This window comes from Flavobacterium gawalongense, from assembly GCF_007097265.1.
Classification (GTDB): Bacteria; Bacteroidota; Bacteroidia; order Flavobacteriales; family Flavobacteriaceae; genus Flavobacterium; species Flavobacterium gawalongense.
This window is the reverse complement of sequence record NZ_VJZP01000017.1, coordinates 14,946-41,771: the sequence shown is the minus strand read 5'-3', so window position 1 is coordinate 41,771 and position 26,826 is coordinate 14,946. Positions and strand designations below refer to the sequence as shown.

Annotated in this window: 23 protein-coding genes; 7 read left to right on the top strand and 16 right to left on the bottom strand. The window is 32.5% G+C overall.

The features are described 5' to 3' along the window. Positions 1-127: 127 nt before the first annotated feature. From FNW38_RS10350 to FNW38_RS10340, 3 genes are all read right to left on the bottom strand, one after another. Complete coding sequence (locus FNW38_RS10350; RefSeq protein ID WP_143387316.1) at positions 128-1,150, bottom strand: glycosyltransferase family 9 protein; 1,023 nt, start codon at positions 1,148-1,150, stop codon at positions 128-130. Positions 1,151-1,342: 192 nt separating this feature from the next. Further along, positions 1,343-3,121, bottom strand: a complete 1,779-nt coding sequence (locus FNW38_RS10345) for an ATP-binding protein (RefSeq protein WP_218043719.1) — start codon at positions 3,119-3,121, stop codon at positions 1,343-1,345. A gap of 34 nt (positions 3,122-3,155) precedes the next feature. Continuing rightward, positions 3,156-3,761 (bottom strand): DUF4254 domain-containing protein, encoded by a 606-nt coding sequence (locus FNW38_RS10340; protein WP_143387314.1) that lies wholly within the window; start codon positions 3,759-3,761, stop codon positions 3,156-3,158. Positions 3,762-3,847: 86 nt separating this feature from the next. On the opposite strand from FNW38_RS10340, the gene upp reads away from it, so the two are divergent. Continuing rightward, on the top strand, positions 3,848-4,501 hold the full coding sequence (upp, locus tag FNW38_RS10335; RefSeq protein ID WP_143387313.1) for a uracil phosphoribosyltransferase: 654 nt from the start codon (positions 3,848-3,850) through the stop codon (positions 4,499-4,501). On the opposite strand, the gene FNW38_RS10330 is transcribed toward upp, so the two are convergent. Then, positions 4,496-5,425 (bottom strand): DUF6427 family protein, encoded by a 930-nt coding sequence (locus FNW38_RS10330; RefSeq protein ID WP_143387312.1) that lies wholly within the window; start codon positions 5,423-5,425, stop codon positions 4,496-4,498. The genes upp and FNW38_RS10330 overlap by 6 nt on opposite strands. A 145-nt stretch (positions 5,426-5,570) precedes the next feature. Here FNW38_RS10330 and FNW38_RS10325 point away from each other — a divergent pair, with 145 nt between their 5' ends. Continuing rightward, positions 5,571-5,801, top strand: coding sequence for a DUF6341 family protein (locus FNW38_RS10325; RefSeq protein ID WP_143387311.1), 231 nt, complete (start codon positions 5,571-5,573; stop codon positions 5,799-5,801). A gap of 29 nt (positions 5,802-5,830) precedes the next feature. Here FNW38_RS10325 and purD read toward each other — a convergent pair whose 3' ends face one another. After that, a complete protein-coding gene (gene purD / locus FNW38_RS10320; RefSeq protein ID WP_143387310.1) occupies positions 5,831-7,105 on the bottom strand; it encodes a phosphoribosylamine--glycine ligase in 1,275 nt (424 codons plus the stop codon). A gap of 133 nt (positions 7,106-7,238) precedes the next feature. Between purD and FNW38_RS10315 the strand changes: the two genes are divergently transcribed. From FNW38_RS10315 to FNW38_RS10305, 3 genes are read left to right on the top strand one after another with little or no spacing between them, the layout of a single operon-like run. Continuing rightward, positions 7,239-8,561 (top strand): phenylacetate--CoA ligase family protein, encoded by a 1,323-nt coding sequence (locus FNW38_RS10315; protein ID WP_144064542.1) that lies wholly within the window; start codon positions 7,239-7,241, stop codon positions 8,559-8,561. Then, positions 8,558-9,646 (top strand): non-hydrolyzing UDP-N-acetylglucosamine 2-epimerase, encoded by a 1,089-nt coding sequence (gene wecB / locus FNW38_RS10310; protein ID WP_144064523.1) that lies wholly within the window; start codon positions 8,558-8,560, stop codon positions 9,644-9,646. The genes FNW38_RS10315 and wecB overlap by 4 nt, the downstream gene beginning before the upstream one ends. Continuing rightward, positions 9,646-10,830: a glycosyltransferase family 4 protein gene (locus FNW38_RS10305; RefSeq protein WP_144064524.1), complete on the top strand. Its 1,185-nt coding sequence runs from the start codon at positions 9,646-9,648 to the stop codon at positions 10,828-10,830. Before wecB ends, FNW38_RS10305 begins: the two co-directional genes overlap by 1 nt. On the opposite strand, the gene FNW38_RS10300 is transcribed toward FNW38_RS10305, so the two are convergent. Next, on the bottom strand, positions 10,827-12,194 hold the full coding sequence (locus FNW38_RS10300; protein ID WP_144064525.1) for an undecaprenyl-phosphate glucose phosphotransferase: 1,368 nt from the start codon (positions 12,192-12,194) through the stop codon (positions 10,827-10,829). The two genes, FNW38_RS10305 and FNW38_RS10300, sit on opposite strands and share 4 nt — an antisense overlap. Before the next feature lie 61 nt (positions 12,195-12,255). Next, complete coding sequence (locus FNW38_RS10295; RefSeq protein ID WP_143387306.1) at positions 12,256-13,239, bottom strand: UDP-glucuronic acid decarboxylase family protein; 984 nt, start codon at positions 13,237-13,239, stop codon at positions 12,256-12,258. A 208-nt stretch (positions 13,240-13,447) separates the two neighbouring features. Here FNW38_RS10295 and FNW38_RS10290 point away from each other — a divergent pair, with 208 nt between their 5' ends. Beyond that, positions 13,448-14,524 (top strand): glycosyltransferase, encoded by a 1,077-nt coding sequence (locus FNW38_RS10290; protein WP_144064526.1) that lies wholly within the window; start codon positions 13,448-13,450, stop codon positions 14,522-14,524. Here the strand turns inward: FNW38_RS10290 and FNW38_RS10285 are convergent. The 8 genes from FNW38_RS10285 to FNW38_RS10250 form a co-directional block, all read right to left on the bottom strand. Further along, positions 14,493-15,797 carry an O-antigen ligase family protein gene (locus FNW38_RS10285; protein WP_144064527.1) on the bottom strand — a complete coding sequence of 435 codons (1,305 nt, stop codon included), beginning with the start codon at positions 15,795-15,797 and terminating at the stop codon, positions 14,493-14,495. The two genes, FNW38_RS10290 and FNW38_RS10285, sit on opposite strands and share 32 nt — an antisense overlap. Further along, positions 15,760-16,833 (bottom strand): hypothetical protein, encoded by a 1,074-nt coding sequence (locus tag FNW38_RS10280; RefSeq protein WP_143387303.1) that lies wholly within the window; start codon positions 16,831-16,833, stop codon positions 15,760-15,762. Before FNW38_RS10280 ends, FNW38_RS10285 begins: the two co-directional genes overlap by 38 nt. Positions 16,834-16,841: 8 nt before the next feature. Then, complete coding sequence (locus tag FNW38_RS10275) at positions 16,842-17,933, bottom strand: glycosyltransferase (RefSeq protein WP_143387302.1); 1,092 nt, start codon at positions 17,931-17,933, stop codon at positions 16,842-16,844. 57 nt (positions 17,934-17,990) lie between these two features. Further along, on the bottom strand, positions 17,991-19,214 hold the full coding sequence (locus FNW38_RS10270; RefSeq protein ID WP_235890188.1) for an MATE family efflux transporter: 1,224 nt from the start codon (positions 19,212-19,214) through the stop codon (positions 17,991-17,993). A gap of 185 nt (positions 19,215-19,399) precedes the next feature. After that, on the bottom strand, positions 19,400-20,392 hold the full coding sequence (locus FNW38_RS10265; RefSeq protein WP_143387300.1) for a hypothetical protein: 993 nt from the start codon (positions 20,390-20,392) through the stop codon (positions 19,400-19,402). A 9-nt stretch (positions 20,393-20,401) separates the two neighbouring features. Further along, on the bottom strand, positions 20,402-22,081 hold the full coding sequence (locus tag FNW38_RS10260) for a DUF6909 family protein (protein ID WP_143387299.1): 1,680 nt from the start codon (positions 22,079-22,081) through the stop codon (positions 20,402-20,404). A 35-nt stretch (positions 22,082-22,116) separates the two neighbouring features. Then, on the bottom strand, positions 22,117-23,604 hold the full coding sequence (locus FNW38_RS10255) for a GH3 family domain-containing protein (RefSeq protein ID WP_144064528.1): 1,488 nt from the start codon (positions 23,602-23,604) through the stop codon (positions 22,117-22,119). Between the two features lie 33 nt (positions 23,605-23,637). Further along, the gene (locus FNW38_RS10250; protein WP_314895781.1) at positions 23,638-24,033 is read right to left on the bottom strand and encodes a peptidase; all 396 of its coding nucleotides are present in this window, start codon (positions 24,031-24,033) and stop codon (positions 23,638-23,640) included. Between the two features lie 330 nt (positions 24,034-24,363). On the opposite strand from FNW38_RS10250, the gene tatA reads away from it, so the two are divergent. After that, a complete protein-coding gene (gene tatA, locus FNW38_RS10245) occupies positions 24,364-24,540 on the top strand; it encodes a twin-arginine translocase TatA/TatE family subunit (protein ID WP_143387296.1) in 177 nt (58 codons plus the stop codon). Between the two features lie 41 nt (positions 24,541-24,581). On the opposite strand, the gene FNW38_RS10240 is transcribed toward tatA, so the two are convergent. Beyond that, complete coding sequence (locus tag FNW38_RS10240) at positions 24,582-26,705, bottom strand: Tex family protein (protein WP_144064529.1); 2,124 nt, start codon at positions 26,703-26,705, stop codon at positions 24,582-24,584. Positions 26,706-26,826: the final 121 nt, after the last annotated feature.

Below are 26,826 nucleotides of genomic sequence, written 5' to 3'. Positions count from 1 at the left end.
GAATAAACCTTCGCAAATCAGTGCTATCGAGTTTATTTGCAAATGAAATTCCAAATTAAAAAATTCCAATTCCAATCGAATCAGGCTGGAATTTGGATTTTTTTTTATTGGAATTTTCGATCTTGTTTTATGAAAACTTGGACTGAATTTTTTCAACTACTTTCTCTGGTAAAATCGTCCGCATCGCATCTTCATAACCTTCCACTTTTTTATTTCCATAAACCGATGTGGGTAATTTTGGAAACAGATTTCTATCGGAAACCAGCGCATTTTCTAACGGTTGATTAAAAGGTGAAAATCCGGCATAAGGATGTGTTGCACCCCAAAGTGTAATCACTTTTACACCAAGCATAGCCGCAATATGTGCATTCCCGGAATCCATGGAAAGCATCACATCAAGATTACTGATGAGTTGTAATTCCTGCTGAAATTTGAGTTGCCCTGCCATAGTAATGACATTTTCTTTGTTGGAAGAAAGCGAATTTAAGATTTCGATTTCCTTTTTTCCTCCGCCAAAAAGAAAAATTTTATATTCTAAATTTTCTGATAATTGATTGATGACTTCTTGCATCAAATCCAACGGATACACTTTAGAATCATATTGTGCAAAAGGTGCAATTCCTATCCATTTCTGGGTTTTTTCTCCAGTAAATTTGATGATTTCAGTATCTAACGCTTGTTTTTCAGGGAAAACCGTCCCGACACTTCGGGATGATAAATCAACTGTAAAACCAAGTTGTCTGAACACTTCTACGTGTCTTTCAAACATCGTTGGCAGTTGTTTGAAAACTTTATTTTCGGGTTGGGTCAATGCTTTTTTCTCCGCTCTTCCTTTATCAACTGAAGCCACTTTTTTTCCGCTTAAAGCAAAAAGGCTTCTGACGATTTTAGAACGCAAAACATTATGCAGATCGGCGAAAGCATCACTATCTAGTTCTTTTAAATCTTGGAACAAACGCAACAATCCTAAAAGTCCTTTGTGTCGTTCTTTTTCATCGAAAGCAAAAAAAGAAACGTTGGGAATGGAATCGAAAAAAGGTTTGAAAAATGGTCTGGAAACGACTGTAATTTTAACTTCTGGATGCTGGTTTACAAAAGCACGTAAAATAGGAACCGTCATGGCGACATCTCCCATTGCGGAAAGTCTCATGACGGCTATATGTTTGATTTTTTCAGGCAAGTTTTTGATTGTTTTATTTGAATACTTTTAGAATATGTGGTGGAATGTTGTAAAAAGCGGCATTTTTTTGGTCTTTCTTTGGCCTTTTCATTTTATAAAAATGACTTGTAAATCAACTGCTCACACGTGACTTATCAACAATCAATTCTAGTTTTTAACAATTCACTGGTCTTTTTCTGGTCTTTTCTTGGCCCTTTCAATTTTTGGGGCTTTATTTTTTTCTAATAACTGAAATCCTAAATTCAATGCTTCAGATATTACTTCCATATCATTTATAAAATTTTCACCTATTTCATAAATCGATGAAGAGCTTTCTCCATCTTGTTTAAGAATTTTATTTTTTACCAATTTTTCAACTCTTAATCTTACTTGTTTTCTTGATAATTTATCCTCAAAGAGTCCAACAAAATCTTTCATTTTTGCTTTTCCTTCTTTAGATAAAAATTGTAAAATAGTTGTCAAAACTTGATTATCATCTAATTCTTGAAGATTATAATATTTTGCTTTTTCATCTGTAAACTCATAATAATCTTTAGACAAAATGTAAAAAATGGCATTTGTCTTTCCTCTTTTTTCAATCAATTTTTTATACAGAAGTTGATTTACTTGCTCTAAATCTAAATCCTTTTTTGAAATCTTATTTTTGATTTTATTTAAAGTGACTATTTCTAAAACCGAAAGCTTTTCATTTATTGGTAATTCTTTCTGAATAGAATCGATGAATAGTGCAAAAGCTCTATCTTCAATTATAGCAGATAATTTTAAATTTACTTGAAAGTTGTCAGATTGAGTATAATCAGGTTCAGCTTTTCCTTCGGAAAGAGTATTGTAATATATTTTATCAACTCCTTGTCCGGAACGTTCAACTATTCCTGTTTTTTGCAAAATATCTGCTAACAGTCTATTCCTGGGAGTGCTGGGAGTTTTTATTAAGTTTTCTAAAGTTACACCAACAGGAAACCCTCCTGCATTAATAACATCAAGTCTTTGAGGGAATTGCTTGATCACTATCTCTGATGTTTTTCTATAATCGCGATGAGATATTGCATTATTAATAGATTCTCGAATAACTTCTTCATTAAAATAGGGAACATTAAAAATGTAAGCCCCGTCTTGAATTGGAAAACTCCCATTTCTTAAATTAATGGTATTCCAAAGTTCATTTATTAAAACAAAAAAAGGTTCTGAAAATTCTATTCTGTTGTCAAAATTGATTTGATTCTCAAAATTTCTGTATTCCAACATTACTTTTGCTTGAGGCAATTTTTCTTGTAGGATTTCTTTTTTAGCCAAAAGAATTAAAGCGGCATTGGTTAGTTTTCCATTTTTTGAAAGTTCTAAATCCGAAAGAATTTGATCATCAGGTAATAACTTAAACTGTGGATTGTTTTGTTTTATAGAATACTTTTCTTTTAATATTGCTATTGCTTTAACATCTAAATCGGCAATTGTTATACCGTCACATATTTGCTGTGAAAAATCAGGCTCTTGTTCTTGAATAATCTTTAAATAGACCTCATCAGACATTGGTTTCAATTCTTCACCAACACGCATTAAAGCTACATCCTCAAATTTAAAAACTTTTCCAGCTGGACGACATGGAACTTCTATTACTAAAACTCTTTTTAGACTTTCAAATAGTTCATAAACAATAGGTCGAATTCCCGTATCTGTATATATTTTAGACTCTAATTCTCCTATTGAATCTAAATTTTGTTTTGTGCCAATTACATCATGAGGATGATTATCACTCATCCCAATAACCAAATACCCTCCTCCTTCGTTACATAATGCCGTCACATAACCTAAAATACATCTTCTTCTGTCAGATGGGTTTATTTTATTTCCTCCATTATAAGAAACATTTCCACCTTCGCCTTTTTTAAATTCAACTTTATCTTCTGACTCCTTGAGTTTTTTAAGTATATCAATAGTTATCATAGACAAATTTACTTTAACAGATTCTTTAAAATTTTTACTTCTTATTCTGGTATAAAACAGGATTCAAATCATCATCATTGTACATTTTCATCTGTTTGTACACTTTCATGAATTTATCTCCATTTTCAATGTCTTTTATTAAGTCATCAATTGCGGTTGACAAATCAGTTCTTTGTTCCAATAGAATATTCAATTTTGCCTGACATTTATCTCTGTGATCTTGGGAAGCTGCTGCACGAGTAGCTTCTTCATTCATGTGGTAAATTTTTAAGGCTAAAATCGACAATCTGTCAAAAGCCCAAGCAGGACTTTCAGAGTTGATTTTTGCACTATCTTTTACTACTACATGGCTGTATTTTTGAAGAAAATAACTGTCAATATATTCCACCATATCCGTACGCTCTTGATTAGAAGCATCGATTCTTCTTTTCAAAGTCAAAGCTGCAACCGGGTCAATATTTGGATCACGAATAATATCTTCAAAATGCCATTGAACAGTGTCAATCCAATTTTTATGATACAATAAATGTTCAAATTTATCCTTCGGAAAAGGATTATTTATGGGCTGATCTACATTATCAAATTGATGATAATCTTTAATACTTTGTTCGAAAACTGAATAAGCTAATTTTGAAAACATATCTTTATATATTAAAAGGCAAAGATACTTTTTTATACTTTTATAGATTAAAAAAACTTTAGAAGTTTAATTCCAAAATTAAAACCATGCAAATCCATATTTTATCAGAAAACAATAGTGTTCTGAACCATTTTTTAGGACAAATTCGAAATGTGAATGTTCATAACGACAGCATGCGTTTTCGTAGAAATATTGAGCGTATCGGTGAAATAATGGCTTATGAATTGAGTAAAGAACTGCATTACAAAAACATAGAAATTCAAAGTCCACTTGGCATAAAAAAAACTACCGAAATTGGAGACCAATTGGTTTTATGCTCCATCTTACGCGCAGGGTTACCTTTGCATTTGGGTTTTTTGAATTATTTTGACAATGCAGAAAATGGTTTTATTTCAGCCTACAGACACCATCCTAATAATGATGATTACTTTGAAATTGTTGTTCAATATCAAGCTATTGCTGATATAAACGACAAAAGTGTGCTATTGATTGACCCCATGCTTGCCACAGGACAATCTATAGTTGCTGCTTTTAATAAACTAATGGAGAGAGGAACTCCTGCGGCAATTCACATTGCAGTTGTAATCGCAGCTCCTGAAGGAATTGCCTATCTCAAAAACCATTTGCCTGACACCTGTCATCTTTGGATAGCTGCTTTAGATGAGAAACTAAATGAACACAGTTACATCGTTCCAGGACTTGGTGATGCGGGAGATTTAGCTTTTGGAGAAAAATTATAATTGGGAGAAAAAAGCAAATAGACTACAGGCAATAAGAACAAATAATACCATTTCCTGTTTTAATTTTAGTTGCGCAATTTCAATATGGCTTGTTGCCATCACGGCCAAAGGGGCAAAGGTAAACATCAACAAATCATTACTTTTATTAGACGAAATCAAGAAAATTACTATTCCAATAAAGAATGAGGCTATTATTTTTTTGAAAGAAACATGTAAAAGCTGTGGCCTGTTAGACAATGTCGCAAACATAGAAACAACAAAAAACAATGCAATAGTAGCATATATCGAAAAAGCAGCATTTTGGTAATTATTAGTAAAATAATCAATCTGGAAATTGACTGTTACACTCCTCGTTATGTATTCTATTATATTAACATTGAATACTGCAGCATATAACAAGAAAATAATTACCGCAGTAAAAAAGGCAATAAACGGCAAGAACCAGTTCCTATAATCTCTGGAAACATGGAAAATTATTGATATAAAAACCAATACAATAAAAATAATACTCCAGAAATGAAATAATGCGGCTAAAAAAATCCACAATGACGCATCAAATATTTTTTCTTTGGAAGCTTTAAGAGATTGTAGTGAAATTAATCGGCGAAGTGCTAATAGAATGAAGAAATTTGAAACAATTAGGTTCGTATTGTCTAATACTGAAGGAAAAAAAAGTAAAAATAAAAAGTAAAAAAAAACGGTGTACGTACTGTCTTTACTCAATCCATTTTTCTTTACAATGAAATTCGTAATAAAAACAGAAGCCAATAAAATACAAAACAGAGTCCCTTTTTTTAAAATCAAAAAAAGGGAATTGGTCCAAGATAAATCTTGAAATTGGTACATTAAAAAGAAAACCAGTATTAAAATTACAACCAATGAAAAATTTAATGGTGTAGATTTTTTAAAAACACTTGTTATCATAAGGATATTTTATACTTTTGTGATTGTAAATATAATACTTGTTTAAAAAGGAAACCCTGCAAGTTCAAAAAGATTCTTCATAAATGAGAACTTTTTTAATATACAGAGTTACCTAAAACAAGTAATAAAATTAATTTTATACATTATGAAATCATTTTTCGAAGGAATAGAATACTTATTTGTAAATATTTTATTTGCTCCTCTAGACTTTTTACGCTCCTTAGAGCTAAAATCTTGGTTTGTTGCTAATACAATCAACTGGATTTTCATGATTATTTGTGCAGCTGCAATGGTATATTGGATCAAACAATTGAAAATCTTTGAAGACAATAAAGAAGAAAACCAAGATACTACGGCTCACTCTTTCTTAAAGTAATTTAAAAAAAAGTGAGCGGTAATTGGAAACTATTTTAAATCGTTTCCAATATCTTTTCTAAAATACATCTTATCAAAATTTAGTTTATCTATGTTTTGGTAAGATTTTTTTATGGCCTCTTCGAAATCATTTCCATAAGAAGTTACGGTTAAAACTCTTCCTCCATTAGAAACAACATTTCCATTATCAAGTTTGGTTCCTGCGTGAAAAACGATGGAGTCTTCAATGGTTTCTAATCCTGAAATCACTTTCCCTTTTTCGAAATCTTCAGGATATCCGCCAGAAACTACCATAATTGTAGTAGCACTTCTTTCGTCAACTTCCAGCGTTATTTCATCTAGCTTTTCATTGGCTACAGCCAAAAATAATTCCACTAAATCTGTTTTCAATCTTGGAACAACCACTTCCGTTTCCGGATCACCCATTCTCACATTGTATTCAATTACAATTGGTTCGTTATTCACATTAATCAATCCAATAAAAACAAATCCTTTGTACGGAATTCCGTCCTTTTGAAAGCCATCAATAGTTGGTTTTACGATGCGTGTTTCAATTTTTTCCATCAAAACAGCGTCAACATAAGGAACTGGAGAAACTGCTCCCATTCCGCCTGTATTTAATCCGGTGTCGCCTTCGCCAATACGTTTGTAATCTTTGGCAGTTGGCAGGATTTTATAATTTTTTCCGTCCGTCAGAACAAAACAGCTTAATTCTATTCCGTCAAGGAATTCTTCAATCACAACTTTAGAACTGGCATCTCCAAATTTTTGGTGCACTAACATGTTTCTTAATTCTTCTTTGGCTTCCGCCAAATCCTCAATAATCAAAACACCTTTTCCAGCTGCTAATCCGTCTGCTTTTAAAACATAAGGCGGTTGCAATGTCTCCAGAAATTCACATCCTTTTTCAACTGTTTCGGCGGTGAAACTATCGTAAGCAGCTGTCGGGATATTATGTTTGATCAAAAATTCTTTGGCAAATTCTTTACTTCCTTCTAACTGAGCACCAATTTTTGATGGCCCAATAACCGGAATATGTTCTAACTCAGCATCATTTAAAAAGAAATCGTAGATGCCTTTTACTAATGGATCTTCTGGTCCCACAACAACCATTTCTACTTTTTCCTGAAGAACAAAAGCTTTTATAGCGTCAAAATCAGTTGGGCTAATGTTTATATTATTAGCTATTGCGGCCGTTCCAGCGTTTCCCGGTGCTACAAAAAGTGTGTCGCAAAGCGGACTTTGAATCATTTTCCATGCAAATGCATGCTCTCTTCCGCCTGAACCCAATAGTAAAATAGTCATGATGTTGTTTTCTTTAGTTGTGGTGCAAAAATAATTGCTTTTGAACTTAAAAAATAATTAATTTTCAAAAAGTTGTTGGTTCTTGGTCATTAGTTGTACGTAAATATTATTTTTGATGAAATATACCTTTAAAATGTTTCCACTTTTCGACTTATCACTGCAACTAAATGGTTTCCCGATGAAGGAAGCTAAAGCCGAATTGCGAAAAATTGTCTCTTTATCAGAAAAAGAACACAAAGCTTTCATTGAAAATAAAAAGTTAGAAATTGTAACATATCATTTACTAAATAATCCCTTTTATCAGGAATTAGTTGGTTCAAATTCTACCAACTGGGACGATTTACCCATTTTGAATAAAAAAAACTTACAAAAACCATTGCTTGAAAGGCTTTCGAATGGGTATTCTCCTAAAAATAGTTACGTTAATAAAACATCCGGTTCTAGCGGTGATCCTTTTATTTTTGCCAAAGACAAATACAGTCATGCTTTGACCTGGGCTTCTGTTGTTTATCGTTTTGGCTGGTACGGAATTGATTTTAACAGTTCATATCAAGCGCGTTTTTATGGTATTCCTATGGATTTTATTGGCAACAAAAAAGAGCGCTTTAAAGATTTTTTAGTCCATCGGTTTCGGTTTTCAATTTTTGATTTATCGGATGAAATTTTAGAAGGATTCTTGAAACATTTTCAAACAAAAAAATTTGATTACATAAATGGTTATACCAGTTCGATTGTTTTGTTTGCCAAATTTTTACAAAAGAGCAATATTGTATTAAAAGACATTTGTCCCACCCTGAAAGTGTGCATGGTGACTTCCGAAATGCTTTTTGAAGAGGATCAAATTCTTTTAAAGCTACAATTTGGAATTCCAATTATTAATGAATATGGTGCTTCTGAGTTAGATTTAATTGCTTTTCAAAACCCTAATGGCGAATGGCAAGTGAACTCGGAAACGTTATTTGTCGAGATTTTAGATGAAAATAATCAAGCTGTTCCAAACGGTGAAGCTGGCCGAATTGTGATTACTTCCTTATTCAACAAAGCGCATCCATTTATACGATATGATATTGGCGATATTGGAATTCTAGACGAAAACAGCACATTAAAAAAACCCATTCTCAAGAAATTAATTGGGAGAACAAACGATGTTGCCCTTTTGCCAAGTGGGAAAAAATCACCCGGATTGACGTTTTATTACGTGACAAAAAGCATCATTGAAGATGACGGAAACGTAAAAGAATTCATAATCAAACAAACAAAAATTGATACTTTTGAAATAGAATATGTGAGCGAAAAAGAATTAACGGCAACACAAATTCAAAAAATTGAAAAAGCAATTGCAACTTATTTAGAAAACGGTTTAACCTTTTCATTCACCCGAAAAGAAAAACTGGAACGAAACAAAAACAGAAAATTAAAGCAGTTTATTTCCTTAATTAAAGAAATCAAAGGATGAAAATCACCATAGTTGCAGGAGCTAGACCCAATTTTATTAAAATCGCCCCTATTATCAAAGCGATAGAGAAAAAGCAAAACGACGGTGCTGCAATTTTCTATCGTTTGGTGCATACGGGTCAGCATTATGACAAAAGCCTGAGCGAAACTTTTTTCGAAGAACTTAATATTCCGCAACCAAATAACAATCTAGAAGTAAAAAGTGGTTCTCAATCCGTGCAAACAGCTGCGATTATGGTGGCTTTTGAACAGGAATTATTACAAAATTCATGTGATTTAGTTTTGGTGGTTGGCGATGTCAATTCGACAATGGCTTGCGCAATTGTAGCAAAAAAACTGAATATCAAAGTTGCGCATGTTGAAGCCGGCATCCGTTCTGGTGACATGACAATGCCCGAGGAAATCAACCGAATTGTCACCGATAGTATTTCGGATTATCTCTTCACCACATCACTTTGGGCAAATGAAAATCTTTTGAAATCTGGAACTTCCAAAGAAAAAATCCATTTCGTAGGAAACGTAATGATTGATACTTTATATCAAAATTTAAATAGAATTACAAAACCTGCTTTTTGGGATGAATACCAATTAGAACTTGAAAATTACATCATTCTCACCTTGCATCGTCCATCGAACGTAGATGAAGAACAATCGTTGCAACAATTATTATTGGGTATTGATATTTTAGCTAATGATAAAAAAGTAATCTTTCCTGTTCATCCCAGAACCAAAGCTGTTTTAGGAGAAAAAAAATTAAACTTTAAAAATATCATTTGTATAGAGCCACAAGGATATTTAGCCTTTATGTATCTTATCAAAAACAGTTTTGCAGTAATTACAGATTCCGGTGGCATTTCTGAGGAAACTACCGTTTTAGAAATTCCTTGTTTTACGATGCGCGAAAATACCGAAAGACCCGAAACACAATCGATTGGAACCAATACTTTGGTAGGAATAGGCATCGAAAAACTGACCGAAATTTACACTTCATTTCTTGAAAATGGAAGGAGAGAAAGTGGTATTCCTGAACTTTGGGATGGTAAAGCTTCTGAACGAATTATTGCTATTTTGCTAACCAAAAACTAATGGAAGAAATTGTAATTATCTCGAATTATTTTCCACCGGAAAAAGGTGCTGCTGCCAATAGAATTGAGCAGTTGGCTTTGAAACTACATCAAAATAATTACAAAGTAACCGTAATTTGTCCGTTGGCTAATTATCCAAAAGGAGCGTTATTTCCGGAATACAAAGGAAGGTTTTTTGTAGAAGAAATGATGCAAAATATAAGCGTGAAGCGACTTTGGATTTATCCAAGCAATAGTAAAAACATCTTCAAACGTATTGTTTCAATAGTGTCTTTTTCTATTGGATTATTTTTTTATTTAGTGTTTAAAAAAACACCAAAAAAAGTAGTGATCCAATCTCCGCCATTATTATTATCTTTTATTAGTGTTTTGGTACTTTCGCTAAAGCGAAAAAAAATTATTTTAAATGTTTCCGATTTATGGCCTTTGGCAGCTATTGAATTGAACGCCCTTCCGGCAGGTTCATTTTCACATAAAGTTTCATTGTTTTTAGAACGGTTTATTTATAAAAATTCAACGCTGATTTTAGGCCAGTCCAATGAAATTATTGCTCATATTCACTCTTTATATCCAGAAAAAAAATGTCGTTTATATCGTAATTTCCCAGACCATCAAATTGAAAATTTTGAATCAAATTTAATTGAAAACCAACCTGTTAAATTATTTTACGCAGGATTACTCGGTGTCGCGCAAGGTGTTTTGGAAGTTTGTGAAAAAATGAATTTGGAAAATCTAAATTTAGAATTTCATATTTTTGGTGATGGCGCTGAAAAAGTTCAAATTGAAGATTATATAAAGGATAATCCTAAAAAAAATATCGTTTTTCATGGGATGCTGGAACGCAATGAATTGATCTCGAAATTAGCAACCTTTGATATTGCTTTAGTTCCATTGAAAACGAGGATTTACGGCTCGGTTCCATCTAAAATATTCGAATATAGTGCTTTAGGAATACCCATTCTTTATTTTGGAGGAGGCGAAGGTGAAACTATTGTATCTAACAATAATTTAGGATGGGTCGCAGAAGTAGCAAATTTCCAACACCTGAATGCTACTATAATCGAAATTTCAAAAATAGATAAACAGCAAATTCAAATAATGAAGCAACAGATTTTTGAAAATGCTAAAAACAACTTTAATCTTGATTCTCAAATAAAAGAATTAATTGAAAAAAATTTTTTTTAATATGCTTTTTCTTCGCCCTTTAAAATATTAACTACCGTTTGGAAAATTATTTTCAAATCTAGAATAAGAGACCAATTTTCGATATAAAAAACATCAAATTTTATTCTGTTAATCATATCGCCTTCTGTTTCAATTTCGCCACGAAAACCTTTAACTTGAGCTAATCCGGTAATTCCCGGCTTCACATAATGGCGTACCATATATTTTTTAACGGTATTCCCATAGACTTTATTTTGTGCCCATAGATGGGGCCTCGGGCCCACAACTGACATGTCACCAAGTAATACATTTAGAAATTGAGGCATTTCGTCCATACTTGTCTTTCTCATAAACTTCCCTATTCTAGTAACCCGAGGATCATTTTTTGAGGCTTCAGTTTCGGTTATCTTATTGATTTTCATAGAACGAAGTTTATAACAGAAAAATTCGTTTTCATCAATTCCAGGTCTTCCTTGCTTGAAAAAAACCGGGCCTCTGGATTCTAATTTTATTAAAATCGCTACTAATGGAATTAGCCAGGATAAGAGAAAAACAATAATAATAAGGGAGAAAACAATATCGAAAAACCTTTTAAATACTTTTGTAGCAGGCTCATGCAGCATCGTTTTCTTTAAAGACAAGACAGGGAAAAACTCGTAATAGTCTATTTTTAAATTTTTAGAGAAAATCTCTTTTGTATCTGGTATAAATTTTATTGTTTTATTGTTTTCATCCGCAAAATCAATCAAATCTTTCAAATGCTCATTGGAAATTTCATTTAATGAACAATAAATTTCATCCACACAATTTTCAATTACAAAAGGCTTTAAATCCGCTAATTTTCCTTTGATATTTTGATTTGATTTCTTATCAGAAAAATAACCTAAAAAACGATATCCATAATCATTTCTTGTTTCAAAAAGATCTTTTAATTGAATTGCTTCTGGCGTATATCCAATAATAACAGTGTTTCTAAAATTACTGCCTGTTAGTATTCTATATTCTTTTAAATAATAAAACAGTAAAAATTTTGAAATAGTAATCAGCAATATAACTGAAGAAATAAACATCGCAATCACTTCTCCGCTAAAAACAACCTGTTTTGAAAATGGAAAAAAAGAAATAATTATCAAAAGAAATAAAACCCCTTGTTTGATTATTTTTGAAATAATTTCAATGGGTGTAGTGAAGCGATATATGTCATAAAACCTTATGAAAAAAGCAGCAATAATCCATCCGATTGCCTGATAAATAAGATAATATTCAATGTCTAAATCGAGTTCTTTGAAGACAGACAAGCTGAGCATTGAAATAATTATTAGATCAATTGAAACACTAATAGGCCGTATGTATTTTGAATATCTTCCTATTTGTGATGCTGTCATAATTAGTGAATGTATTCGATACTATTAATTTAAAAATGAATCCAGAAATGCTATTCTTTCGCTATTTAATATAGCCCGAAAAATCTTTATGTTCCTCTTTAGAAAGTTCTTCTTTGGACAATGATTTAAAATAGTCATAGGTGATTTTCATTCCTTCTGCACGATCTACTTTGGCTTCCCAGCCTAACAGCTTTCTCGCTTTTGTAATATCTGGTTGTCGTTGCAAAGGATCATTTATTGGTAAAGGAAAGTAAACCACTTTCTGATTGGTTCCAGTCAGTTTTATAATTTCTTCAGCAAAATCTTTAATGGTGATTTCGTCCGGATTGCCAATATTTACAGGAAGAACATAATCAGAATGTAATAATCTGAAAATACCCTCAACTTGATCATCAACATAACAAAAAGAACGCGTTTGCATTCCGTCTCCAAAAATAGTTAAATCTTCACCACGAAGCGCCTGACCTATAAATGCTGGAATAACTCTACCGTCATTGAGTCTCATTCTTGGACCATAAGTATTAAAAATTCGAACGATCCGAGTTTCTACTCCATGAAAAGTATGATACGCCATGGTTATCGATTCCTGAAAACGTTTCGCTTCATCATAGACCCCTCTTGGTCCTATTGTGTTTACATTTCCATAGTACTCTTCGGTTTGTGGGTGAACCAATGGATCTCCGTATACTTCAGAAGTGGATGCAATAAGAATTCTAGCTTTTTTTACTCGTGCCAAACCTAAAAGATTATGCGTTCCAAGAGAACCCACTTTTAGCGTTTGTATTGGAATTTTTAAATAATCTATTGGACTTGCAGGCGATGCAAAATGCAAAATATAATCTAACTGGCCCGGAACATGAACAAATTTGGTAATATCATGATGATAAAATTCGAAATTCTCCAGTTTGAACAGATGTTCTATATTTTTTAAATCTCCAGTAATGAGATTATCCATTCCAATGACAAAATAGCCTTCTTTAATAAAACGGTCACAAAGATGTGATCCTAAAAATCCAGCGGCTCCGGTGATAAGTATTCTTTTCATAAAATCAATTTTACGATTGCAAGGTATAAATTATCAAGGAAACTATGGCGTTTTACTTGCTGCAGATTCAATAAATTTTAGGCATAAATCTAATTAATAGTAGTTCATGTGCTTCGGAAGAATTTATTTTTTCTCCCTATTGCAGCTCAAAAAAGAAGTATCGCTAGTTCTATTTTATCTATTTTTGTGTAACTAAAAAACCTCTATTTTGAAAGTTGTCCATGTTGTCGAAGCGGTAGCCGGTGGAGTTCATACTTATTTCAAAGATTTATCCTTTTTTTTTGGAGATCATGAAGTAAATGCGACCATCAACACCACTATTATTTATAGTGGCAATCGAAAAGAAATTGATTCGAAAAAAATAAAAGAGGAATTTTCAAACGGTGTTTTGCTTATTGAAGTAAGCATGGTTAGGAATTTTTCACCAATTAAAGATTTAAAATCAGCACTAGAATTAGCTGCAGCACTCCGAAGACTAAATCCCGATGTTATCCATCTCCACTCTTCAAAAGCCGGAGTTCTGGGAAGATTTGCTTGTTTTCTATTATTTAAGAAAAAGAAAGTGTTTTACACTCCTCATGGCTATTCTTTTCTTCGAACAGACATCTCAATTTGGAATAAAAAAACATATTGGATCATTGAAAAAAGCTTTCAGAAACTATTTGGAGGCGAAACGATTGCTTGTGGTGATACCGAATATGAAATTGCAAAAAAAATAGGGAAATCTTCTTTAGTAAGAAACGGTATTAACATTGAATACGTTACTAAAAAGAGTGCAGAATATAAAAATGAGGTCTTAACGATTGGTATAGTAGGACGCATCACTTTTGCAAGAAACCCGAAACTTTTCAATGCTATTGCCATAAAGTTTCCAGATTTTAATTTTGTTTGGATTGGTGATGGTGAATTAGGACATGAAATAACTGCACCAAATATCCGAATCACCGGGTGGTTCTTGGAAAGAGATCATGCCTTGAAAGAACTCAATGCTATTGATATTTACATTCAAACCTCGCTTTGGGAAGGATTACCCATTGCGGTCTTAGAAGCAATGGCAATGAAAAAGCCTGTCATAGCAACCAATATAATCGGCAATAAAGATGTGGTACGTCATAATGAAACCGGATTTCTTTTTAATGAAATAGAGGAACTCGACAACTATTTTGAAATTCTGAAGGATGAAAAGACAAGAAAAATATTTGGAGAAAAAGCGTTAGAAAGATGCCGCGATTTATTTGATAAAAACAAAAACTTTAAAAAACTAATTCCTCTTTACCAGCGGTAATTTTCTCCTGCAGCCAATAACTTCCAAAAATAGAGAACCACAAACCACTAAATACAATTCCGTCAAAACGAAGCAAAAAATCATCTGTAAGATTCGAAGTAAAAAAGATAAAAAAGAAAGCAATAATAATGGCATTTTTTACCCTAAAACCTAAATAACCAATGGTGAAAATGTACAAAAAAACCACTATTGGTCCCAAAATTCCATATTTTAATAAAAAATCAAGAAACTGATTGTGAGTTGGAAATTCATATTTTGCCAAAAAATGTTGATTCGTTTGCTTGTAATAATTGTCTAATTCAGGTTTTCCATCAGAAGCTCCAACTCCAAAAGGCAGGTTTTTTAACGAAAGTTCCCATGCTGATTTCCAAATAGAAACACGAGTAACAAATGAATTAAATACTTTTATTTCAGGATTTTCTATGGCATCAAGTTTCCCGATTTTATCCATATAAGCAAATGTTGCCGCTGTGTATTTCTCTTTCATATAGGGATTTTTTTGGACAAACAGCAAAAAGATACTACCCAATAAAACCAATCCGACAGCTGCTATTCCAATACCCTTTTTAAAATTATATTTTCTGATAACCTGATAGAAAAAAACCAAAACAAAACCAATTAGCATATTAAACAAGGCCATTCGAGTATTCACAAAAAGGACAAAGAAGAATGATAGTCCAAAAATGGTGAAATTGACAATTTTAATGAGGAAACCTTTTCTTTCACGAAAGGCATTGAAAACAAAATAAAGATTAATAATAGCCACAAAGGACAAATGCATGTTTAGCGCAGGCGCATGAATCCCGATGCTATTAGAAAACTCATATCCCATTTCCCATAAATCAATTCCATTTAGATATTTATTCATTAAATCCGGAGCTATAACCGTAAAACGGATAAAGAAAAAAAGTATAATGCTTGTTGTAAAAAATGAATACAATTGTGTCAGTTTAAAGAATTTAATTCGCTGGAAATTACCCAAAATGAACAATGGAAAAATAAGCAAGGAAATGCTTTTTTCGATAGATTTAATTCCCATTAAATAAGAATTATTGTTCCAGAAAAGTAAAATTTCCAATAGTAATGGAGAAGCGATAACTGCCCCCAGCAACAACGATGTTTGGGTAAACTTTAATTTTTTTAGAAAGAATAAATTAGATACCGCAAAAAGAATAATTAACCAAGTACATGGTTTTCTAAAAATCATTGCAATCGCAATAAAAAACAGAAAGCCATTAAATATTTTGTTGAAGTTCTTTTCTGAAATATTCATAATATAAAGCATAATAAATTAGAGGAAAAACTCCTATTTTATGACGTGTTGCAGTACCTAAATCCGGTTCAAAAATACCTTGAACTATAAAATAAGAAAATAAAATAAGCAAGGTCCAAAGTAAATATCGATGTTTTTTCCGGTCAATCAGACAACGAGAAAAACGCACAAAAAGAATATAGAACAGTAGAATTTGCCAAATTATAAAAGCAATAATTTGAGGTGAAAAAATATGTTTAAACCCTTCCAAAGGAATATTAACTGCAAAAAAACCATATACAATTCCGACAGTTTCTCCATACCAAGTGTCAGTTTTAATGGGCGAAATGATTATTGAATTGGCATCTTTAGAATTCATTCGATCCCTATTTACCACATCACGGGAACTCTCTGATAAATACTTGCCTTTTATAACGCCAACACTTAATGATATAAAAATTGCAATTAACAATCCATAAAAAACAGAGGAAAGCGCTCTGTTTTGAAAATCAATTAAGGTTATAAAATACATCCCAATGGCTATTATTGGAATCAGCAAAAAGTAGGAACGAAAAAAAACACCAAAAAAAGCCACGATCATTAAAGTTATAACGACCTTGTATTTTGATGGTATCCTCGCAGAATGAAAGACAAATGGTATGATTGCCAAATAAATAAAAGTTATAAATTCTTTTGACGGCATAGCGATAAAAATGGCTATCATAAAAAACCCAATATATACCAAAACGTTTTTTACATTTATTTTATGGAAATTGGTCGGTATTCCTATTTTATAAAGAAGATAAATTAGGATTGGATATTGTATTAATGCTACTAAAAAATAAGGCAGGTATTTCAATCCTGTGATTTTATAAAATAAGATCGCAGCGGAATAACTTCCTGAAATTCCTGTTTCATTATATTCATGTAACACAATCGTTTTGGCATCATAAAAAAATTTATCAGGCAAAACAAAAGAAGATGCCATTGCAATAAATAAATTTGCAATAAACAAACCCATAAAAAAAGCCGTTTTCTTCTTAACTAAAATTTGCATTTCATTTTTTATTGAACCAATGATTTATACAATAGAATGTGTTTGTCTACCATAGACTGTATGTCATTTTTCTTAACCCTTTCTTTACAAGAAGACACAATCTCCTGATAATATTCCGGATTATTTATCAATTTGTCAACATGCATGGCAAGTTCTTTTGCATTTCCTTTTTCGAATAAAATACCTGCATCCTTAACAACATCCGATACTCCCGGAACATCCGATGCAATTAAAGGTTTTCCCGCTGCCATTGCTTCTAATGCAACCAAAGGAAATCCCTCATGATTGGTGCTTAAAATTGAAATGTCAGCCGTTTTCAATAATTGAGGCACGTCCATTCGCAATCCTAAAAATAAAACGCGCGCTGACAATTCAAGCTTTTGAACCAAATCTTCACAATTTTTTTTTAAATCACCGGCACCAACCAATACTAATTTTACGTTTTCTTGTAAATATTGTAATGCCTTGATTGCTGTTTCTTGATCTTTTTGTATGCTAAACCTTGCTACTTGAATTAATAAAATGTCTTGCGATCTAAATGAATCCGAAATGTTATTTTTAGAATACGATTTAGCAGCATATATATTTTCTAGATCAATACCATTTTCAATTACAACAAACGTTGATTTTACCTGACCGGTATATTTTTGTATTATTTGACAAACCTCCTCTTTTACACAAACCACTGTATCATAAAACCGATACATCAATTTATCGATTTTACTTATAAAATAGCTTTTCATGCGAGGACTGGTAGTATTATGCTCTGACAATATTAATTTAGCTTTAGAAAAAGAAATTATTTTCGCAAGTACCACCCAATATTGTGAGGGAAATAAGTGCACCTGAACAATGTCGTATTTCCTTAAAAAAGGAATTAACCTTAAAACATGAATCGGATTATATATTGACCCCGAACCTAGCGAATGAATTGTACAACAACCCGTTTCTTTTAACGCTTTCATAAACGGATATTCGTTATCATTCAAAACGAGGAGGTCCATTTCAATTCCTTTTTTTCGATACAAAGGCAATGTATCCAACAGCAATTTTTCTGCTCCTCCCGAACCCATATTGCCTATTATTTGTACTATTTTCATCGCATATTGGTTTACAAACAAAGACCTTTCTAAATAAAATTTTAATTTTTAAAATACTTAATTTAAATACACTTTCACTTTGTCTTTGTAATAAATGACAACCGTGGAAATAAAATTCCAGAAAAACGAACTTGCAACAAATGTAATTGCCGCTCCCGTCATTCCGTATTCAGGTATTAAAAGCCTGTTTAAAACAAAATTAATGAGTACAGCAGCAACAAGAATCACTTGAAAAACATGTTGTCTTCCGGTCATATTCAAATAAACGGATGCTGAACCAAAAGCAGAACAAATTCCTTGTCCTACTATCAAAATAAGCAATGCGTCTTTTGCTGCGACATAATCTTTACCAAAAAAACTCAAAATATATTCCGAAAAAATACCTATCAATACTGTCGCGGGTAATGTTAAGATAAAAATTAAGCGAGAACTGTTTTTTACTATTTTATTCAATTCTGCATTATTTTTAATCGAAAAGTATTCCGCTATTTTTGTAGAAACCGTAATATTAACCGTAACGATTACCATTGACAAAATTGTCATTAACTTCACTGCCAATGAATAAAAAGCGACTGTTGCATCGTCTCTATATTTTTTTAAAAACATAATATCAAAACTCATCAATAAAAACAAAGCCATCCCGCTTATAGCGATGGGATAGGATTTAACAACTATTTCTTTATAAGTAACAGGCTCGTTTATAGTATTGGTTTTTGCTTTGCTAAAATAATTAAAAACCAAAACTGAAGTAATTACGGCAAGAATCACAAAACCAATAAGAAAAACATCCACTAAATAAATTTCCTTTTTGACGTAAAACAATAAAATTGCGCCCAGAATTAAAGGAATATATTTTATGGTATTTCTAAAGAGTTCCGCAACATACAAACGATCCAATGCTCGAAAAACTTCTGTATTTAAAGTAGTTAAAGCCGAAAAAAACAAGATCCCTGATGATTTTAAAAGAATTAAATGAACCCCTTGATCAGAAAAAAAAGTATTAATAAGCTCTTTGTTAGTACATAAAACGATTAAAAATAAAATTATTGACATTGAAAATAGTATTCCAACCATTTTTATATAAATCTCTTTTAAGGCATATAAAGCATTGGCATCTTTTAATCTTCCCCTAAAATATAAAATGGATTGGTCGCAACCCAATAAACAGATACTGCCTATTACCAAAAGAAAAGATCGAACAAAATCATATTGTCCAACAATTTTTGGACTAAAATTATTTGTCAGAAATAAAGTAAATCCAAACAAAATTAGTACTCCCAAAACTCTCAAAATTAATGTGTTTAAACTTTGTAAAATAAAGGGGTTGCTTTTAATTTTCTGAAGATAGTTCGTGAATATTTTCAACATATTAATTTCTAATAATCTATTCTATATTCGTTAAATAAAATAACGATCGATTTGCTATCTTGTTAAAATCAGTTGTAATTATAAATCTATTTTTACACCTAAATTGTACTGTTTTGTTCCGTCTTTAAGGATTGTTTTCTATAAAAAGAAATGAAAAAACTTATAAAAATAAACCCAAGAATTAAAACCGCCGGCAATACAAACTTAAGCTTGCCATTTATGGATTTAGTGTTTTGGATATTCATTATAACTGTACAATCTTTTATTATTTTATCAGAATTAAATAACTGTATTTTTAATGTTCCAATATCCTTAGTTAAGGAATCCTTGGTTTTTATAATGTCATTTAATTGTGTATTTTCATTATAATAAATGAGTTTGTCACTTTTTTGACGATTGCCATTGGAACTTGAATACTGATCCAATATTCCATCTATTTGAGCTATAATTCCTTCTTTCGTTTTTATATTTTGTCGAATATTACTAATTGAAATTTTTTGAGCCCCTCTAAAATAAGGACTTGTATTCAAATAGTTTAATATCGGTTCAACCGTTCTTTTTTGGCTTGTTATTCCTTGTGTCGAAAGGATAATTGTATGAAAATCATAGTTCTTACTTATTGAGGTTTCCTTAGCTATTGTTTTTAAATCCCCATTTTGTGCCATTAGTTGCAATAGTTCTAAATTTTGACCCTCATTGTTAATAAACTTGTATATATCGACAATAGGTTCAATTGAAATTTTATTAATTTCTTGTGTATTTTTAATGCCAATTGACTTTAAAAAAAAAAAATCTTTTTCTGCAATTTTAGAGGCTAATAAATCAATCTTAGAATATAAATAATCCGTTGATTTAAAATTTGGTGCAACTATAATTTGATGTTCATAGTTTTTTTCTGTTTGGTCTAAAAACAATCCTAAACCTACTCCAACTATCAACAAAATCGAAACTACAATCCCATTTTTTACAAAAAACTGAATACATCTGAATAAAAAGGTATTAAATCTTTGAAGAAGACTCCTAATTTTCTTAGAAATTTGCGATAAATCAATCTCCTGATCCTCCAGGTTATTGGGTACGTTTTTATTCATTCTACTATTCTATTTTGCGTTGAAAATTTGTTCCAATATCTTAATGGTAATCAAGTACGTTGGTTTTACACCTGTGGTTCCCAGTCCGCCAGAAGCCAATGTGCTTCCTGTTTCTAGTGGATTATCTGATGCATAATAAGCATATCTTACTTTTATATCCAGAGGAACGCTTTTTCTGATTTTTGATGCCGATTGAATGGCTTTTTGATAATAGGAACCTTCCATTTCTAAACCAATAACACCCCAAGTCGATTCGTGAAAAAACTTTAATAAATCCCTGTTTTGTAATGACGTTCCTAGTACAGTAACCATTGGTCCTGCAAAAACTGCAATATCATTCCCTTCAAACATTGCTGCCGATAATTCATTGTGGAAAAAATAATTATCTGCCGTTCCCTCATTGATGTGCGCATTCGGAATCATGATATCTCCTTTTCCACCTTCCAGAATCCCCGCTTTTCCCATGATGGAAACCGATTCCACATTCAATAAGGTCTCTTTTTTATACGGTTTTAATAATTCGTCAATCGTTTCATACGCTTGCTCGCCAAAAGCGTAATCCATGACAATTAACACCGGTTTTTTATCTGCTGTATTTGCTGTTGGAAATGAGGTTTTGGCCCAGTCGATTTTGGCAGTATCAAAAATTTGCACATCTATATTAGTTCCTGAAGTATCCGGTAACGAAATCATTCCGTATTTCAAAGCCACTTCTTCCACTTGATTGCGAACTTCATAAGCACCTGATTTACTCAATTCTTCATAAATAAAGAAATCTGATTTGTCTTTAAACTTTGTTTTTAATGATGGCATCGCAAATATAGAGTTCATTACACTGTGCATATTGGCGCTAATCACATGAATTGGGCGATCTAAAAGTTGATTTTCTTTCAAAACCTCCTTGATGTTCGTTGCCCATATTTCGCCATGAATATGATGCCCCAATCGTTCTCTTAAAATAGGGCTGAATGTTATGGTTCTTTTGTTGTCATCAACAATTTCTTCTATGGCTAATTTCCCCAACCAATAAATAACATGTAAAAAGCGATCTGGTGTTGTTACGGATCCAAATGTGTCATAAATATCTAAAACTTCCTCAAATGTCCTCCCTAGAATGTTTGATGCATGTGAAATCGCTTTTTCTTTTTCTACAAGAGTCAATTTTTTGTTTTGGGAAACAGCTTGTTCCAGTTTAAACCAATCGCGCGACACTTCTCCTGCATCATCAAGTAAAACCCTGTTTCTTATTTTATGGGATTCAATAAAAATGAACGTTAAATGCGTCAAAATATCATAGATGTCTGAACGTCCACGCGTAATTTCCACATTCATTTGCTCCTCGTCAATTCGATAACAATTACGGCGCCTTTTTGGTGGAACAATAGCTTGAAAATGGGATTTGGAATACCCTTCATCCGAAGTTAAATTAATGAATCTACATTCTTCAATTCCTGTAGGCAGCCGTTCTATAACATACAAAAGACCATTTAACTCCACTTTTTCTTCGCCAATATTTCCGTAGATTTCTGGACGTAAGGCCAACAAAGCTTCTCTCAAAGTATCACCTGAGACACCCATCGGTTTATAAAATCCTCTATTAAACAAATGACGCATCGTGATGTACATTTTTTCAATGGCTGCTGATGATTCCTGTGCTCTGGATCTCGATATATGTTTAGTCTCTTTCATTATTTTTTATTTTCTAAAACTCAAATGTAAACTTTTTATTTTTTGTTTAATAAATCCACAATGCTTCTATCATTAGAAAGTCTTGGGATTTTATTTTGCCCGCCCAGTTTGCCTATCGATTTCATATAATCCTGAAACCCGTTTTTGGCCACTTTCGTAATCACAACTTTTCGCAATACGTGTCCCACAATCAAATCGTCGTAATATACGTTTTGTTTTCGCATAGCATTGTCTATCGCTTCCGCAAAAGTTGCGCTGTCTTCCGGTTCGTTCTCAAATTCAATGAACCATTCGTGATACGGTAATCCTTCCGTTGGTGTGATTTGTGGTGCAACAGTAAATTCATTTATTCGAATAGTAGTCCCAATTATAGCTTCCTGCAACGCACTTTCTACTTCTTTTCCAATAACATGTTCTCCAAAAGCCGAAATATAATGCTTGATTCTTCCCGACACAATCACACGATAGGGTTTTAATGAAGTAAACTGGACGGTATCACCAATATTATAACCCCAAAGTCCAGCATTGGTAGAAATTATTAAAACATAATTCACACCTAATTCCACTTCACCAATGGTATAACGTATTGGTTTTTCGGCATAGAATTCGTCACTTTTTATAAATTCATAAAAAATTCCAGCGTTCAAAAGCAGCAACATACCCTTTTCTTTTTGGGAATCCTGATAGGCAAAAAATCCTTCCGAAGCAGGAAATAATTCAATACTATCTACTTTTCTGCCTATTAGATTTTCAAATTTAGCGCGATACGGTTCGTAATTGACACCTCCGTAAATAAACAAATTAAAGTTTTTAAAGATTTCTCCCACCGGCTTCCCTCCTTTTTGCTGTAATTTTTCAAAATACATTTGCACCCAAGATGGAATTCCTGAAATCACCGTCATATTTTCATTGAATGTTTCTTCAACAATCGCATTTACTTTGGTTTCCCAGTCTTCAATACAATTCGTTTCCCAAGAAGGCATTCGGTTTTTTTGTAAATATTTTGGAACAAAATGAGCTACAATTCCAGATAATCTTCCCAGTTTTATACCGTACTTTTCTTCCAGAATAGGACTTCCTTGAAGGAAAATCATTTTTCCGTCAATAAAATCCGCTTTTCCCGTTTCATGAATATAATGCAAAATAGCATTTCGAGCCGCTTCAATATGAAAAGGCATCGATTCCTTGGTCAACGGAATATATTTTGCTCCAGATGTTGTTCCCGATGTTTTTGCAAAATACAACGGTTTCCCTTTCCAAAGAATGTTTTCCTCCCCTTTTACCACCTTATCAACATACGGTTTCAACTCTTCATAATCCCGAATAGGGACCTTAACCGCAAAATCGGCACTTGATTTAATAGTATGAAAATGGTGGTCGATGCCAAATTCAGTTCCCTTAGCTTCTTTGATTAATTGTTGTAAAACCTTGTTTTGGGTTTCCACGGGATTATTGGCCCAAGCTTGCGTTTTTTTATAAATTTTAAGTGCAAATAGTTTTGCTGCAACTGATTTTATTGACATTTATGTTCTTTAAAAAATTGAAAAGATGTTTTTTTATTTCGTTTTTCTGCTACTCCCCTTCGGGAAGGCTGGGAGGGGATTTTTCTCTTCTTTGTCCACTTGTTCTCTTAATTCTAATTCCTTTTTTGAAGCAGATAAATCCACTGGAGGCTGAACTTCTTCAGTTGCTGCAAGAATGGAATCTTTATTGAATTTTGCGTATTCCAACTCTCCTGTTAATACTTTTTGAATTGATTTAATGTAGGCTTCATTTTTCTTTAAAGCATAAGACAAAGAATCCGCTTTTAAAGCCAACTGGGTTGCATCTCTTTTAAGTTGAGAAGAAGAATATCCCGGAATAAATTCACGTAAAGGTGTAAAAGCAATGATAAAAGTGGTAATCGTTATAATAATTATTGTACTCAAAGAAGCAAACACAAAGACATTCATCAAAGTAAGTTTTAAAGAAAACGTTTCCTCAAAAGTATCCTCGTTTAAAATTATTAAACGTCTTTTATTGAAGAGATTTTCTTTAAGTTTGCGCCGTTTTAGCCGTTTTTTGGACATCCTTTTTTATTATTCAACAAATATAACAATTATTGTCATTGATTGTATTCGCTTGCTTTTGTACCGCTATTCTTAACCTGAATTTATTTTTAATAAATTTTTAACGCTTTTGAAACCAAATAAATGAATTAAAATGAGTTCCTATTAACTAATTCTATATACCTTTGTCTTTAGATTTATTACAAATTTGCTACGGCAATAAATTATTCAATCATGGGAAGATTAGGTGTTACAGAAATCCTTGTTATATTGGCTATTGTTTTATTACTTTTTGGAGGTAAAAAAATTCCAGAACTAATGAAAGGTCTAGGAAGCGGAATAAAAGAATTCAAAAACGCTGCTAAAGACAGTCAGCCAGCTGATAAAAAAGAAGAAGAAGAAACAAAATAAAAAAAAGCCTTTTCATAATTTGAAAAGGCTTTTTTTTATTCTTAGATTATCATACTCAACTGAATACGCTTTCTTTCCTCATCGACTTCCGTCACTTTTACCTGAACGTGTTGGTGTAATTTCACTACTTCATTCACATCACTCACAAAACCCGCTTTGAGTTGTGAAATATGTACCAAACCGCTTTCTTTTACTCCAATGTCCACAAAACAACCAAAATTGGTAATGTTATTCACAATTCCTGGCAAAATCATTCCTGTTTTTACGTCTTTTATCGTTTTTACATTCGGATCAAATTCAAATACTTTGGCTGATTTTCTTGGATCTAATCCTGGTTTTTCAAGTTCTTTGATAATGTCTTTTAAACCTAGCAAACCTATTTCTGGGGTAATGTAATTCTCTGGTTTTATTAAAGCCGTTTTTGCTGCATTGCCAATCAAATCATTCACCGTCAATTTCAAATCTTTTGCCATTTTTTCCACAATTCCATAGGCTTCCGGATGCACTGCTGAATTATCCAATGGATTTTTTGCATTCGAAATTCGAATAAAAGCAACCCCTTGTTGGTACGCTTTTTCTCCTAATCGCGGTACTTTTTTGAGTTGTTTTCGGTCTTGAAAAGGACCGTTTTCAGAACGATATTGCACAATATTTTCGGCCAGCTTCTCTCCTATTCCACTCACATAACTCAACAAGTGTTTACTCGCCGTATTAATATTTATCCCAACGGAATTCACGCAGCGAATCACCGTGTTATCCAATTCCTCTTTTAACTTATTTTGGTCAACATCGTGTTGGTATTGGCCTACGCCAATGGCTTTAGGATCAATTTTCACCAATTCAGCCAATGGATCACTCAATCGTCGCCCTATAGAAACCGAACCACGAACCGTAACATCATAATCGGGAAACTCCTCTCTCGCAATTTTTGATGCAGAATAAACAGATGCTCCGGCCTCAGAAACGATAAAAACGGGAACGGGTTTGTCAAAAGCTATTTTCTTGATAAAGAATTCCGTTTCTCGGGAAGCTGTTCCGTTTCCTATGGAAATCGCATCAATTTTATAAGAATTGACCATCGAACGGATTTTTTTCATTGCCATCGCTTCCTCTTTTTGAGGCGCATGCGGATAAATGGTTTCATTGTATAACAAATCCCCTTTTTCGTCCAGACAAACCACTTTGCAACCACTTCTAAATCCTGGATCAATCGCCAGAATTCGTTTTTCACCCAAAGGCGGTGCTAATAATAACTGTCCAAGATTATTCGCGAAAACCTGAATAGAATTGGCATCGGCCTTGGCTTTTGCTTCTTGCAAAGCTTCATTTGAAATCGCAGGATTTAATAATCTTTTAAAACTATCCTCAATTGCCAATTGTATATGAGGCGTTGTGCTATTTTGGCTTTTTAAAATCAATTCATCAATAATATCATAGGCTTCATCCGTATCAACTTCGATTTTCATTTTCACAAAACCTTCATTTTCGGCACGAAGCATGGCCAATAAACGATGAGATGGCGTTTTGCTTAATGGTTCCGACCAATCAAAATATTGATCAAATTTTTGTGCTTTCTCATCCTCTTTTTTGGTCTTTACAACCTTTGTGGTAATTGTAGCTTTTCGCTGATACAATCTTCGGAGTTGTTTTCGAACATAAATATTTTCATTAATCCATTCCGCAATAATGTCTCTGGCACCTTGTAGCGCCGCTTCTTCATTAATCACATTTTCATTCAAATACTGTGTTGAAATAAAATCAATAGCATCATTATTTTGCGCCATAATGATTTTTGCCAAAGGCTCTAATCCGTTTTCACGAGCGACATCGGCTTTGGTTTTTTTCTTCTTTTTGAATGGCAGATAAAAATCTTCCAGTTCCTGTAAATCAAAACTTTGCTGGATTTTTTTCTCTAATTCTGGACTAAGCGCATTTTGTTGCTGAATGAATTTTAAAATCGCTTCTTTGCGTTTTACAATAACTTCATATTCTTTTTGCAGTTTGGCAATTTGCTCAATTACCACTTCGTCCAGATTACCGGTTTTGTCTTTTCGATAACGTGAAATAAAAGGAATCGTACAATCCTCTTGTAATAATTGAACCGTATTCTGAATATTAATTGCGGCTGTTGTAACAGTTTTAGCTATAAATTGTATATTAGTCATCCTGTAATTAGATAATTTTAAATGTTTTAACTTGAAAAATGTTTAATTAGAAAAAAATGAAATCGTCTAATTAATTTTTTAGCTAAAATAATAGCTTTAAACTTGAAATTTATAATCAATT